The sequence below is a fragment of the Ruegeria sp. CK1 genome, from assembly GCF_056536545.1.
Genome location: NZ_JBQFPX010000004.1, coordinates 320207 through 331562 on the forward strand (window position 1 = coordinate 320207; position 11356 = coordinate 331562).

14 protein-coding genes are annotated in these 11356 nt (G+C 56.9%); 6 read left to right on the forward strand and 8 right to left on the reverse strand.

All coding sequences use genetic code 11. The annotated features are described in order from the left end of the window. Window positions 1-81 precede the first annotated feature (81 nt). Window positions 82-1944, forward strand: coding sequence for a DNA mismatch repair endonuclease MutL (gene mutL, locus ACR0L3_RS12655; protein WP_480746087.1), 1863 nt, complete (start codon window positions 82-84; stop codon window positions 1942-1944). A 52-nt stretch (window positions 1945-1996) separates the two neighbouring features. Beyond that, window positions 1997-3226 (forward strand): DNA recombination protein RmuC, encoded by a 1230-nt coding sequence (locus ACR0L3_RS12660; protein WP_480746088.1) that lies wholly within the window; start codon window positions 1997-1999, stop codon window positions 3224-3226. Between the two features lie 3 nt (window positions 3227-3229). Here the strand turns inward: ACR0L3_RS12660 and ACR0L3_RS12665 are convergent, their stop codons facing one another. Genes ACR0L3_RS12665 through ACR0L3_RS12675 form a run of 3 tightly spaced genes read right to left on the reverse strand, consistent with a single transcriptional unit; the run spans window position 3230 to window position 5011 of the window. Further along, entirely contained in the window at window positions 3230-3634 is a 405-nt protein-coding gene (locus ACR0L3_RS12665) for a hypothetical protein (RefSeq protein ID WP_480746089.1), read from the reverse strand. 59 nt (window positions 3635-3693) lie between these two features. Next, window positions 3694-4344 carry a ChrR family anti-sigma-E factor gene (locus tag ACR0L3_RS12670; protein ID WP_480746090.1) on the reverse strand — a complete coding sequence of 217 codons (651 nt, stop codon included), beginning with the start codon at window positions 4342-4344 and terminating at the stop codon, window positions 3694-3696. A 10-nt stretch (window positions 4345-4354) separates the two neighbouring features. Next, on the reverse strand, window positions 4355-5011 hold the full coding sequence (locus ACR0L3_RS12675) for a sigma-70 family RNA polymerase sigma factor (protein ID WP_480746091.1): 657 nt from the start codon (window positions 5009-5011) through the stop codon (window positions 4355-4357). A gap of 146 nt (window positions 5012-5157) precedes the next feature. Here ACR0L3_RS12675 and ACR0L3_RS12680 point away from each other — a divergent pair, with 146 nt between their 5' ends. The 4 genes from ACR0L3_RS12680 to ACR0L3_RS12695 all read left to right on the forward strand — a co-directional run bounded on the left by ACR0L3_RS12680 (window position 5158) and on the right by ACR0L3_RS12695 (window position 7090). Continuing rightward, window positions 5158-5931: a DUF1365 domain-containing protein gene (locus ACR0L3_RS12680; protein ID WP_480746092.1), complete on the forward strand. Its 774-nt coding sequence runs from the start codon at window positions 5158-5160 to the stop codon at window positions 5929-5931. An 85-nt stretch (window positions 5932-6016) separates the two neighbouring features. Next, window positions 6017-6334 (forward strand): DUF3775 domain-containing protein, encoded by a 318-nt coding sequence (locus ACR0L3_RS12685; protein WP_480746093.1) that lies wholly within the window; start codon window positions 6017-6019, stop codon window positions 6332-6334. A gap of 275 nt (window positions 6335-6609) precedes the next feature. After that, window positions 6610-6846 carry a DUF1127 domain-containing protein gene (locus tag ACR0L3_RS12690; RefSeq protein ID WP_480746094.1) on the forward strand — a complete coding sequence of 79 codons (237 nt, stop codon included), beginning with the start codon at window positions 6610-6612 and terminating at the stop codon, window positions 6844-6846. A 43-nt stretch (window positions 6847-6889) separates the two neighbouring features. Next, window positions 6890-7090 carry a DUF1127 domain-containing protein gene (locus tag ACR0L3_RS12695; RefSeq protein ID WP_480746095.1) on the forward strand — a complete coding sequence of 67 codons (201 nt, stop codon included), beginning with the start codon at window positions 6890-6892 and terminating at the stop codon, window positions 7088-7090. A gap of 70 nt (window positions 7091-7160) precedes the next feature. Here ACR0L3_RS12695 and ACR0L3_RS12700 read toward each other — a convergent pair whose 3' ends face one another. From ACR0L3_RS12700 to ACR0L3_RS12720, 5 genes are read right to left on the reverse strand one after another with little or no spacing between them, the layout of a single operon-like run. After that, entirely contained in the window at window positions 7161-8303 is a 1143-nt protein-coding gene (locus ACR0L3_RS12700) for a saccharopine dehydrogenase family protein (protein WP_480746096.1), read from the reverse strand. A 23-nt stretch (window positions 8304-8326) separates the two neighbouring features. Next, window positions 8327-8575, reverse strand: a complete 249-nt coding sequence (locus tag ACR0L3_RS12705; RefSeq protein WP_480746097.1) for a SemiSWEET family sugar transporter — start codon at window positions 8573-8575, stop codon at window positions 8327-8329. Window positions 8576-8587: 12 nt separating this feature from the next. Next, a complete protein-coding gene (locus tag ACR0L3_RS12710; RefSeq protein ID WP_480746099.1) occupies window positions 8588-9634 on the reverse strand; it encodes a saccharopine dehydrogenase in 1047 nt (348 codons plus the stop codon). 14 nt (window positions 9635-9648) lie between these two features. Next, a complete protein-coding gene (locus tag ACR0L3_RS12715; RefSeq protein ID WP_480746100.1) occupies window positions 9649-10263 on the reverse strand; it encodes a glutathione S-transferase family protein in 615 nt (204 codons plus the stop codon). Window positions 10264-10278: 15 nt separating this feature from the next. Next, entirely contained in the window at window positions 10279-10929 is a 651-nt protein-coding gene (locus tag ACR0L3_RS12720; protein ID WP_480746101.1) for a histidine phosphatase family protein, read from the reverse strand. Window positions 10930-11356 lie beyond the last annotated feature (427 nt).

Below are 11356 nucleotides of genomic sequence, written 5' to 3' on the forward strand. Positions count from 1 at the left end.
ATTGTTCGAACGCCCCCTCCGCAAAAATAGAGCATCCTAACCAGTGGCAGAATCGCGCCTGCCTGTGCTAGGTCTGGTAGTATGACACAGGCAAACCCCAATATCAGCGAAAACCGCCCCGTGATACGGCAGCTCGACGATGCAGCAATCAACCGTATTGCAGCGGGTGAAGTGGTGGAGCGCCCGGCTTCGGCGGTTAAGGAGCTTGTGGAGAACGCAATCGACGCCGGGGCAACTCGGATTGCCGTCGACATCGCCGACGGCGGCAAGACATTGATTCGTGTAACCGATGATGGCTGCGGGATTTCGGCTGCAGATTTGCCGCTTGCGTTGTCACGCCATGCCACGTCCAAGATCGACGGCTCGGATCTTTTGAACATTCACACCTTTGGCTTCCGGGGGGAGGCGTTGCCTTCGCTGGGCGCGGTTGGCCGGCTGACCATAACCAGCCGGGTACCGGGGGCAGAGGCTGCCTCGATCAATGTATCAGGCGGCAAGATGGAGGCGGTAAAACCGGCCGCTCTGCGTACAGGTACCGTTGTCGAACTGCGCGATCTGTTCTTTGCGACACCCGCCCGGTTGAAGTTTATGCGCACGGATCGCGCCGAAGCGCAGGCGATTTCAGATACCGTCAAACGTCTGGCAATGGCCGAGCCTGCCATTTCATTCACGCTGCGCGATGTTTCGGGTGGGGGCGAAGGGCGTGTGACCTTCCGCGCCGACCGCGAGAACGGTGATCTATTCGATGCACTGCACGCGCGGCTGGCTCGCGTGATCGGGCGTGAGTTTGCCGAGAATGCCTTACAGATCGACGCCACGCGCGACGGCATTCGGTTGTTTGGCTATGCCGCTCTGCCGACGTATTCGCGCGGCGCGGCAGTGGCGCAATACCTGTTCGTCAATGGCAGGCCCGTGCGGGACAAGATGCTGACAGGCGCTTTGCGGGCGGCCTATTTCGATTTCTTAAGTCGCGACCGCCATCCGGCAGCCGCGCTGTTCATTGACTGCGACCCGACGCAGGTGGACGTGAATGTCCACCCCGCCAAGTCAGAGGTGCGTTTCCGTGATCCGGGTGTGGCACGAGGGCTGATCGTCTCAGCCCTTCGACATGCATTGGCCGAGGCAGGGCATCGGGCTTCGACCACCGTTGCCAATGCAACGCTGGGTGCAATGCGGCCTGAACCAGCCCAAACCTCACCCGCGCGGGTTTATCAGATGGATCGTCCATCCCCTGCGGCCAGGCAAGCAGCTTTTCAAGCGCAAGCGCCGGGTTTTGCCGAGATTTCGCGCGACTACAGCGGCAGCGTTGTTGAGCCTGCTCCGACGCCTGTCCCGGTTGAGGTTGACGAACTGTCGCCACAAGATTTGCCGCTGGGTGCAGCGCGCGGACAAGTTCATGAAAACTACATATTCGCCCAAACCGCCGATGGTATGGTGATCGTGGACCAACACGCCGCGCATGAAAGGCTGGTCTATGAAAAGCTAAAAGCACAAATGGCCGAAAACGGTGTCGCAGCGCAGGCGCTGCTGATCCCCGAAATCGTTGAACTCTCCGAAGGTGACTGCGCGCGCCTGATGGCAGTCTCCGAAGATCTTTCGCGTCTTGGGTTGACGCTCGAACCCTTTGGCGGGGGTGCTATCGCAGTGCGTGAAACGCCTGCGATACTTGGTGAAGTCGATGCCCGCGCAATGATTTTGGATATTCTCGATGAGCTCGCTGATCAGGGGGAAAGCCAGACCGTACAAGCTCGGATCGAGGCGATCCTAAGCCGAGTAGCCTGCCACGGTTCGGTTAGGTCAGGTCGCCGGATGCGGGCCGAAGAAATGAACGCCCTGCTGCGCGAGATGGAGGCGACCCCTCATTCCGGGCAGTGCAACCACGGGCGGCCAACCTATGTGGAATTGAAGCTGAGCGATATTGAACGTCTGTTCGGGCGCAGTTGATCCAACGGCGCTGCCGCGCTAATAAGAATAAAACAAGAACATTCGAGGCGACATGATCGAGATTTTTGGAACCCAAGTTGCATTGAACGACCCGGTGATCCTAATCGGTGGTGGGGTTGTGGCGTTGATCCTGCTGTTGTTGTTCCTGTCGTTGCGCGCCGCTAATCGTTCAGTTCAGATGGCGGAACCCTTGGCCCGGCAGATGGCTAATCTTGGTCAGCATGTGCAGCAGCTGGGGCAGGGGCAAGAGCAGTTGCGCGGCGGCTTGCAGCATGTTTCAGACACACAGGCAAATGCGCAGGTGCAGGTTATCCAGACGGTCGAGGCGCGATTGTCCTCAGTTCAGCAGCAGATGAATGACCGGCTGGCGGACAATGCGATGAAGTCGGCGCGGGCGTTGGCCGAGATGCAGGAGCGGATGAAGGAATCGCTGCATGGCTCGTCGAAACAGACCGCGACTTCGCTGACCCAATTGCAGGAGCGGCTCGCCGCCATCGACAAGGCGCAGGACAATATCACCAAACTGTCGGGCGATGTGCTGTCGCTGCAGGACATCCTGTCAAACAAGCAGACACGCGGTGCGTTTGGTGAGATTCAGCTGAACGATATCGTGTCCAAGGCGTTGCCTTCGGACAGTTTTCAGCTTCAGGCCACACTGTCGAACGGTCGGCGTGCAGATTGCTTGATCCACCTACCCAACCCCCCGGGGCCGATTGTGATCGACAGTAAGTTCCCGCTAGAAGCTTATGAGGCGCTGATCGGATCCACCAACGATGCAGAATTGAAAGCGGCGGTGCAGATGTTCCGCAGCACAGTGCGCAAACACATCAACGACATTGCTGAGAAGTACATATTGGACGGTGAAACTGCCGATGGTGCGCTGATGTTCCTTCCGTCCGAGGCGGTTTATGCAGAACTGCACGCCAAGTTTCCCGAACTTGTACAGGAAAGTTTTTCCAAACGCGTTTGGATCGTCTCTCCCACCACCTGTATGGCGACGCTGAACACCATGCGGGCGATTTTGAAAGACGCACGTATGCGAGAACAAGCCGGGGCTATCCGCAAGGAACTGGGCGCGCTCCACAAGGATGTAGAGCGTTTGGGTGATCGGGTGTCCAACCTGGACCGGCATTTCGGGCAGGCGGCCAAGGATATTTCAGAGATCAAGATCAGCGCCGAAAAAGCCGGACGCCGCGCTCAGCGGTTGGATAACTTCGATTTTGAAGAGCTGGCCCCGGAAGATCACACCAACGTCGTGCCCTTGGGCAAGACCGAAGGCTAGACCCTATTGGATCGATAGATCTAGGTTGTACCCGACTGTCTTACCGGTATCCCGATCATTGCCCATTAGATAAACGCGGATCGTATAGTTCCCGTTCTCGGGTAAATCGATGCGGGCGGTGTTTCCATTTATTGAGCCGTTATAGATCGCCTCGCCGTCGCTACCCGGCGGTAGGATGTTGAAATAAATAACGCCATTGCCGTTGGTGTCGCTGACCTTGAGGTCGGCAAACATTTCCTGCCCCGCCTGCGCACCTAGGGTATAGTCGAAATATTCGTCTCCGGTGATGGTTCCGTTGACCATTGTGCCAAAGTTGCCCGGCTCAAACTTCACCTCGGCTACCCGTTGCGCGTTGACTGCTGTGGCCAAGGCGGCCCACGCGGTGATGATGATCAATAGTTTTCGCATAGCCTGCTCCTCGACCAAATGCACAGTCAGGTCACTTTAGCACGGAATTGTCCGAGCGCTCAGATACGAAGGAATGGCTGGAACAGCCGCGGCATCAGCTTGTTAAACTTCAGCGGCGCGTCGGTAACTGCCAGACAAATGCAATCCTCGGTGATATCCGCAGTGGGCGTATGGTGCAGATCTTCATCTGCAATCTCCACATCGCCGCGGGCGAAGTGATCAACTTCATCAGAAAATGCGCCCTGTAGCACCATCGTCAATTCCATGCCGTTGTGGCTATGGTCAGGCACGGCAGCGCCTGCGGGAATGAATAGAAGGCGGGCAGAGGCCTCGCTTGTAGTTGGCAGGATCGCCTGCTTCACTCCCATCCCGATCGGGCGCCATTTGATATCATTTACGTCGCCACCAACGTAGTCCCGTAGTGGCGCTGGCAGGACCGAGCATTCCGGAAGTGCGGGTTTCGCAACAGGTGCACCTTGGGCAATCAATGCCATCGTCGCGGCCAAGGACCCATCGCTCATGCTTGCAGAGGTGTCTTGATCCTGCAGAACGCAGCCCCCAACAGCGTCAAAGCTTTCAGCCCGCGCACGGCAGTGGTCACACAGCGACAGATGCGTCGCGACCATCAGGTCGAACGCCTCAGGCAGCGAACCCGCAGCATAAGCCATCAGCAGGTCGTCTGTCAGGTGATGTTTGATCTCGTTGCTCATAGTTGCCATCTCAATTCATCGAATGACGCAAGCGGTCCAGCGCCAATCTAATCCGTGATTTTATCGTGCCCAGCGGCAACCCGGTCTCAGACGCAATCTCGCGGTGGCTCAGGTCGCCAAAATAGGCCTTCTCGATCAGTTCTCGTTGCGCATCGGGCAACGCCGCCATGGCGTCACGCAGCTGCGCGGTTTCTTGTTGCAGCGCCAGAACGTTTTCCTGCTCTGGCTCTGCCTCGGGGCCCCATCCCAAATCTTCGGGTTCGGGGCGACGTTGTTTGCGCAGAGCATCAATGCGTTTGTTCCTGGCGATCGTGAACACCCAAGTGGCCACGGTCGCGCGGCTTGGATCAAACAGATGCGCCTTGTGCCACAAGGTCGCCATGACCTCTTGCGCGCATTCCTCCGCCAGGGTGGCATCCGACCCTGACTTGATCAGGAACGCCTTGATACGCGGCGCAAAGTGCTGAAACAGCTCGGCGAAAGCCGCCTGATCTTGCGAATCTCTTATGCGCCTGACGTGGAGCACCCACTCAGCCCTGGTATCGCAACTGCTATCCCCTTTGTTCACCGGCTTGCCCCTGATGCGTTTTTTTGCGCGCCAAGGTTTGAGTGCAGGCCTATCGGCCGCCGGTTCATCCAAGGTCACGGTATCGATCTCGGTAAACATAACCACATTACGCGCGTCGGCCCAAGGCGGATCACTTTATCTGCTGTTTTTGATCCGCACAGGGCTATTTTTCGTATTATCTTGTACACAGGCGTTAGGAAAAGAATGCCGTTTGAACGGTTTACTGGCACATTGGGGAAAATCGCGTGAACAGGGTCGACCATATTGCGGGTCATACGTTTCACGGACGTAAAGGCACGATTCAAAATGCGTTTCGATACTCGGTCGACTATATTTTGCTGGACCCAGAAGCACAGCCCAAGACGCCTGCGCTGTTTTCAATCAATAGGCGCAACATTACCAACTGGCGAGACAGCGACCACGGCGGTGCGCCAAAACAGGGACGTGGCGCCGCTTGGGTGCGCGAACAATTCGACCAGATGGGCGTGACCCAGCCTGACCGTATTACTTTACTAACCCAACCGCGCGTGTTTGGTCACGTTTTCAACCCGGTCAGTTTCTGGTTCTGTTTCGATGCAATCAGTCAGCTTTACGCAGTGGTGGCGGAAGTAACGAACACCTATGGAACGCGCCACAGCTATCTGTGCCACAATCCCGGTTTTGCGCCGATCCAGCCTTCGGATCGAGTTGTGGCTGACAAACTGATGCATGTCTCGCCGTTTCAAAAAATCGAAGGACACTATACGTTCCGTTTCGATTACCGTCCTGACAGAGTGGGCGTTTGGATCGACTATGAGCGTGAGAGTGGCGGGTTGATTGCAACACTGACTGGCCCTCGGGCACCTCTGACCAACCGCGCCATTCTTTGGTCGCTTATGCGCCGTCCGTTTGGTGCACGCCGCGCGTTTTTTCTGATACTGTGGCAGGCGCTGAAACTTTGGGTGAAAAAGGCCCGCTTCCGTCCGTTTCGCGCCGCCCCCGTTCCCGATCATCCGATTTCCCGCGTTCGCGAACCCTGAGGCAACTTTGTTTGAGTAAGATCAAAGACTCAGGTGCCCAAGAGTGGTTGTGGTAGGATGAAACCGCGAACACGAGGAGTTGGTCATGTTGGAAATCTCGGCAAGAAAAATCGCTCAGGTCGCCATGATGGGGCGCGAATTGGATCGCGCCGAGGGCGAACTGCGCGCGTTTATTGATCGCATGGGCGAAGATGAGCAAGCCGAACTGGTCGCCGTTATGTGGATCGGGCGCGAAAGCTTCTTTGCTGAGGATCTGGCCGAAGCCATCGCAACCGCCAAGTCCGAGGCGTCGACCCCTTGCGCCGACTACCTGATCGGCACGCCGCACCTGTCGGACCACCTAGAGAACGGCTTGGATGCGTTGGGAATTTCGGCCGAGGACGTGGAAAACGGCCTGATGTAGGCGCGGCTGGCGGCAATTAACCTCCAACAACATGATCCGCGCCTTGCCAAGGAACTGCTAGCTACGGGTCAACTTCGACAGGCGTGCTGCGACGGATGCGTTCGCGCGTGAATAACTGCGGCAACATCTGTTCAATTTGCCTCATATGTTTCTGAACAGCTGACCGTAGGCCGACACATTAACCAGTTTTAATCTGTCCCTACGGCAGTGTTAATCCCGACCCCTTTAGTCTGTTTTGCAACAACAAACGCAATTCAGAGTTAAAGGAGAAAGTCATGGGATACGCACAAACAGTTACCCCTCAGAAGGGGCTCTTCTTCGGTATGTTCTCGAATTACGCCGAAGCACGGGTCGAGCATTTCCGCCGCGGAATTTTGGCCAAGACCGTTCGTGAGCTGGAAAGCCTGAGCGACCAGCAACTGGCCGACATCGGCGTGCCGCGCGACGAGATCAAAGAGCGCGCCTACCAGAGTGTCTATCACCAACAGCCCTACAAGCGTCCCGCTCACTGACCCGAGGGTCGCACTAGATGCGGCAGGATAAAAGGAGGAGAATATGCTGGATTCAAAACTGAACCCCGAGCCGAAAGTAAACGCCAGTTCTGTCTTATTGTTCGACCGGGCGATGCGTCTGCAAGCGATCAGATCGAACATCGTGTGCGCCGCGCAGGACTTGAATCGCCTCTCCGATCGAGAATTGGCCGACCTGGGCATCAACCGCAGCGACGTCGAGGACGTTATAGAGCGCTATATCTGACAATATTATAGATGTAAAAAGCCACTCCGAAATCTCGGAGTGGCTTTTTCATAGTTTAGGCACGTGCCATTCAGGACGTATGATCCACTATTTGCAGATGCTGGGCCAGTTTATCGATCTCAGCCATCCAACTTTGCACCAGTTTCGGGTCGCTAGGCGCGGCGTGCACGCCAGCCGGTATAGCGCGGTTCAGAACCGCCTCGACCGCCAGCGAAACCGGGATTGAGACCAGTCGCGCCATCGCAGTGCCGCGCGCATCGCCCCAGGCATCCATCACATATGTCTTGTGCCAAACTGGAATACCGTCTTTTTCCGCCTTTAGGCCGACGCACAAAACCACGCGGTCCGGCTCACCTTCTTCATAGGCGTTTTCTTCCCAGAACTGATCCGACATTTCCTTCAGGCGCGCGTCGCCTTCGGGGCCAGACAGGGTTTCGATCTCGGCAAACACATCCGACCAGGCATCGGCCCAACCGTTCAGACGCAGGGTGCCGCGGACAAATTCTTTGACCGGCCAGTGATCTTCGAAATGATACTGGGCCCTGAAGGGAATGGAGTCGCGGTTCGGATAAACCTCAAAGCTTTCTGGTGTGGGCAGCGGTGCGATATAGCTTGTGATCGCGTCCCAAGGCCGCGCGACGTCCAGCGTCACGTAGTCTCGGATCGAGCGTGACGGCGAACGCAATGCCTTAAGAACCCCCAGCGGCGACCAACTAAACTTGTAGCGGAAAGGGTTTGGGTTTTTCGGAATGCCACCGCAATATGAGATGAAGCTCAGGTGGTTTTGTGGATCGAATTCATCTGAGGCGCGATAATCGTCCACAAGTGCATGTGCCATCAGATGGTCGATGCCGGGATCCAGACCGACCTCGTTAACCAACGCAACACCGGCCTCGCGCGCCTTGTCGTCCAACGCGCGCATTTCGGGTGCGATGTAGGAGGACGATACAAAGTTCGACTCTTTCGAAATCGCCAATTCGGCCAGCGGCACGTGCCAATCGCCCGGCAGCATCGAGACGATCACATCGCCCTTTTCCAGTACCGCGCCCAGAGCGTCGATGTCGAAGGCGCGGATGTCGTCAGTTAGGTCTCCGACCTCGGCCTTGGCTTTTTCAACGGTCCTGTTCCAGATGGTGACCTTTTGCCCGCCTTCAATTAGGCGGCGCAGGCCGGGGATAGCCGAAAGGCCAGTGCCACACCAATGGATAGTCATGCGTAAGCTCCTGTTTTGGCCATTCAGCCGAATTTCAGTTTTGCGGTCACAATCGCACCGACAAGAAGAATAGATATCACGTTGCCCAAGATCAGGGGCCAGGCCGCAATCAGCAATCCATAAATCAGCCACAGGGTCAGCGTGGCCAGGATGAGCAGGTTCGCGGGCAGAGACAGGTCTTTGGTTTCGCGCGTGCGCCATGTCTTAAGGGTCTGCGGCAGCCAGCAGATTGTGCCGAGCACAGCCGCCGCCGCTCCGATCAGGTGTTCCATATGAGGTCCTGGTTAAACATGTTTCCGGAATTCGTCCCGCGCGCGGCCCCAAACACCGTTGTCCAGATCGGCTAAGCTCAGCAAAGAGGGCAGGAGTTGTGCTGCGTAATCTTCCGAACTTTCGACCGGTAACATCGACGGCAGATTGTCAATTGCGATCACGTCCAACACTGGGTCAGTGGCCACACGAAGTGCGGGGTGATCCCACGTTGTTGCGCGGTCATAGACGGGCACCGGATTGTAATCGCTGTCCGGGTCGCAAGCCACGTCGCCGATAGCTGTCAAATTGCGAGGGGCAGTCAGTGCTTCTTTTGGGACAAAGACCGGGGTGCCGGGACGTGCAAAGATACAATTCAGGAACAAGTCATGGTCAAGTATCTCTGGGAACGGGCCACCGCTGGCGGTTTCGTCCATATCCCATTTGGTCACTTGCACGCCCATGGCCTCACACAAGTCCGCAGCTCCGGTTCCCACACGACCCAATGCACCGATCACAATGGCGCTGGGGCGGTCGGATCTGGCGGTGTCCAACTCGGATAAGAGTTCCTCGTTTAAAGCGTCTTTGCCTGAATACACACCCACAGAAGGGCACTCTTCGCCCCGTTGCTGTGCGGCCCACGTTTTCAAAGTGACAGCCGCCCCGGCGTAGCCGGCCCAGTAACCAAAAGCGGCAACCCGGCGGCCATCTGCGTCCACCAGATACTCTAGATCATACAGCGTGCCGCCCCCGGCCTTGAACCGGTCCAGAAGCGCACGACCAGAATGCTGACCTTTGTAGGCATGGCCGAACATGATGTGACGGTGGGGAAGGGCCGTGCCGTCCTCGGGCAGTTCCTTGAGGCCGAAGATGATCGCATCCAACGGGGCCTCGGGCCATGAGTTTTCAGCCGCTATTTCGCACCCTGCCAGTTTGTAGCCGTCAATTGGAATGGCGCGGACGGAACTTTCTTCGACCGTCACGCGAATGCCCGCCGCGATCAGCGCCTGCGCGCCTTCGGGGGTCAAACCAACCCGTTCTTCATTGGGGCGCTGTTCTGCCCGGACCCAGAGATGTGTCATGTCTTTTCTTTCAATCAGAGCATACCAGCGGCCCGAACCGCTTGAACCGACGGACGAGCCTCCATCGCTTTGCGGAAGGCGAGGATTTTGGGGAAGGTTGAAACATCAACGCCGTCGCCTTCCAGCCAACTGCATACTACGTACAGATAGGCATCGGCCAGCGAGATCGTCTCGCCCAGAACAAACGGACCGCGCAATCCGTTCGACGAGATATAGTCGCAGGACTCGGTCATCGTCTGGGGAACTTTATCCTTCATGTCTTTCCAGCTGGATTTCTTGTCGGCCCACCGAGGCCCACGCATCTTGTGCGCGTGGTTCACATGCATTGTCGAGGCGAGATAAAACATCACTTCGCGCATCCGCGCTGCCATAACCGGGTCGGCGGGTACCAGCTTGGCCTCTGGTGCTTTGGCCGCGATGAACTCAAGCAGAGCGCCGGTCTCGGTCAGGATGCCGCCATCGACTACCAGGGCAGGAACCCGCCCCTTGGGATTGATTTGCTTGTATGCGGGTTTGGTCTGTTCTCCATCCGCGAAATTCAATTGGATCGCCTCATATTCCAGCCCTGCCTCTTCCAGAGCAATTGCCACTGCAATCGAAATTGTGCGAGGGGCATAGTAAAGCTGCATAGGATCTCCGAAGTTTTACAAGTGTGTTTGGGCGAATTGCCGGTCGGGTGCTTCCAGGTGCGGGACGGCGTTGAACAGAACCGGGCTCAACTGCGCGCCAATCGGGTGCAGACGATGCATGGACGTGTTCATGATGGCAAGCGCTACCCGTGCCATTGCCGGGATGTCCAACCCCATCGCCTGCCGAACCACCATCGAGATCAGCCCGCCCGAAGTCACAACGATGGCTGGCCCGCCCTCGGTTCCGATATCGCGCAGCACGTCGCGAACACGGGTTTCGAAAGCTTCAAAGGATTCCGGGGGATCGGCGATTTCTCCATTGGCCCAGGCAGCAAAGGTGCGCGGCAGATGTTCTACAAACCCTTCGCGATCCATGGGAACTTCTACGCCGTGTTGATGTTCGTATAACTGAGCGAGATTGAAATACTCGATCTCATTCAGGCGCGGGTCCTGAATCGGATTGGGTAAACCCATGCTGGCAGCTGTTTCCACATGCCGCTGCAACGTACCGCAGTAAACCCGCGGGTGGTGCGCCCGCGTCTCTTGCAGATGCGTCCCCAGCCAGCGCGCCTGCTGATGACCCAAATCGCTGAGTCGATCGTAGCTTCCTTCATCACGCGCGGCGGTATTGGCCTGACCGTGACGAACCAGTGTAATATGTGACATTGCGGTCCCTCTTGGGCGAAGTCTTAGGGCAGGATTCGGGCAGGGACCAGAGGTGTTGAGCAGGCTGAGATCAAAAACCAAGCCTAAATTACGAGTTCCCTTGTGCACAAATGATCTTGGGCAATCGACATTTTAGATGTTGCCTAAAGGGGAAAAGTTTCCTATAGGATACAAAAGCGCTGCATACGGCCGTATACGCTTTGCATCGAATGCTGGGCATATCCTGTTGACTTGCAATGGCGTCCCGGGAACGTTGGAGACGACTGTCTATCGTGCAGTTCTGCCACAGCGACCTGCGCAGCGTTTTTTAAGAACCGCATTTGAGGGGCACTGGTTATGACCGAACTGAATCGCACTCCGCTTTATTCATTGCATGTTGAGTTGGGTGGTAAGCTGGTTGATTTTGCGGGTTGGGAGATGCCTGTTC

Bases quoted from the DNA above. Each gene is read 5' to 3' on its own strand.
- mutL (WP_480746087.1), top strand. From the start codon at position 82: ATGACACAGGCAAACCCCAATATCAGCGAAAACCGCCCCGTGATACGG.
- ACR0L3_RS12660 (WP_480746088.1), top strand. From the start codon at position 1,997: ATGATCGAGATTTTTGGAACCCAAGTTGCATTGAACGACCCGGTGATC.
- ACR0L3_RS12665 (WP_480746089.1), bottom strand. From the start codon at position 3,634: ATGCGAAAACTATTGATCATCATCACCGCGTGGGCCGCCTTGGCCACA.
- ACR0L3_RS12670 (WP_480746090.1), bottom strand. From the start codon at position 4,344: ATGAGCAACGAGATCAAACATCACCTGACAGACGACCTGCTGATGGCT.
- ACR0L3_RS12675 (WP_480746091.1), bottom strand. From the start codon at position 5,011: ATGTTTACCGAGATCGATACCGTGACCTTGGATGAACCGGCGGCCGAT.
- ACR0L3_RS12685 (WP_480746093.1), top strand. From the start codon at position 6,017: ATGTTGGAAATCTCGGCAAGAAAAATCGCTCAGGTCGCCATGATGGGG.
- ACR0L3_RS12690 (WP_480746094.1), top strand. From the start codon at position 6,610: ATGGGATACGCACAAACAGTTACCCCTCAGAAGGGGCTCTTCTTCGGT.
- ACR0L3_RS12695 (WP_480746095.1), top strand. From the start codon at position 6,890: ATGCTGGATTCAAAACTGAACCCCGAGCCGAAAGTAAACGCCAGTTCT.
- ACR0L3_RS12700 (WP_480746096.1), bottom strand. From the start codon at position 8,303: ATGACTATCCATTGGTGTGGCACTGGCCTTTCGGCTATCCCCGGCCTG.
- ACR0L3_RS12705 (WP_480746097.1), bottom strand. From the start codon at position 8,575: ATGGAACACCTGATCGGAGCGGCGGCGGCTGTGCTCGGCACAATCTGC.
- ACR0L3_RS12710 (WP_480746099.1), bottom strand. From the start codon at position 9,634: ATGACACATCTCTGGGTCCGGGCAGAACAGCGCCCCAATGAAGAACGG.
- ACR0L3_RS12715 (WP_480746100.1), bottom strand. From the start codon at position 10,263: ATGCAGCTTTACTATGCCCCTCGCACAATTTCGATTGCAGTGGCAATT.
- ACR0L3_RS12720 (WP_480746101.1), bottom strand. From the start codon at position 10,929: ATGTCACATATTACACTGGTTCGTCACGGTCAGGCCAATACCGCCGCG.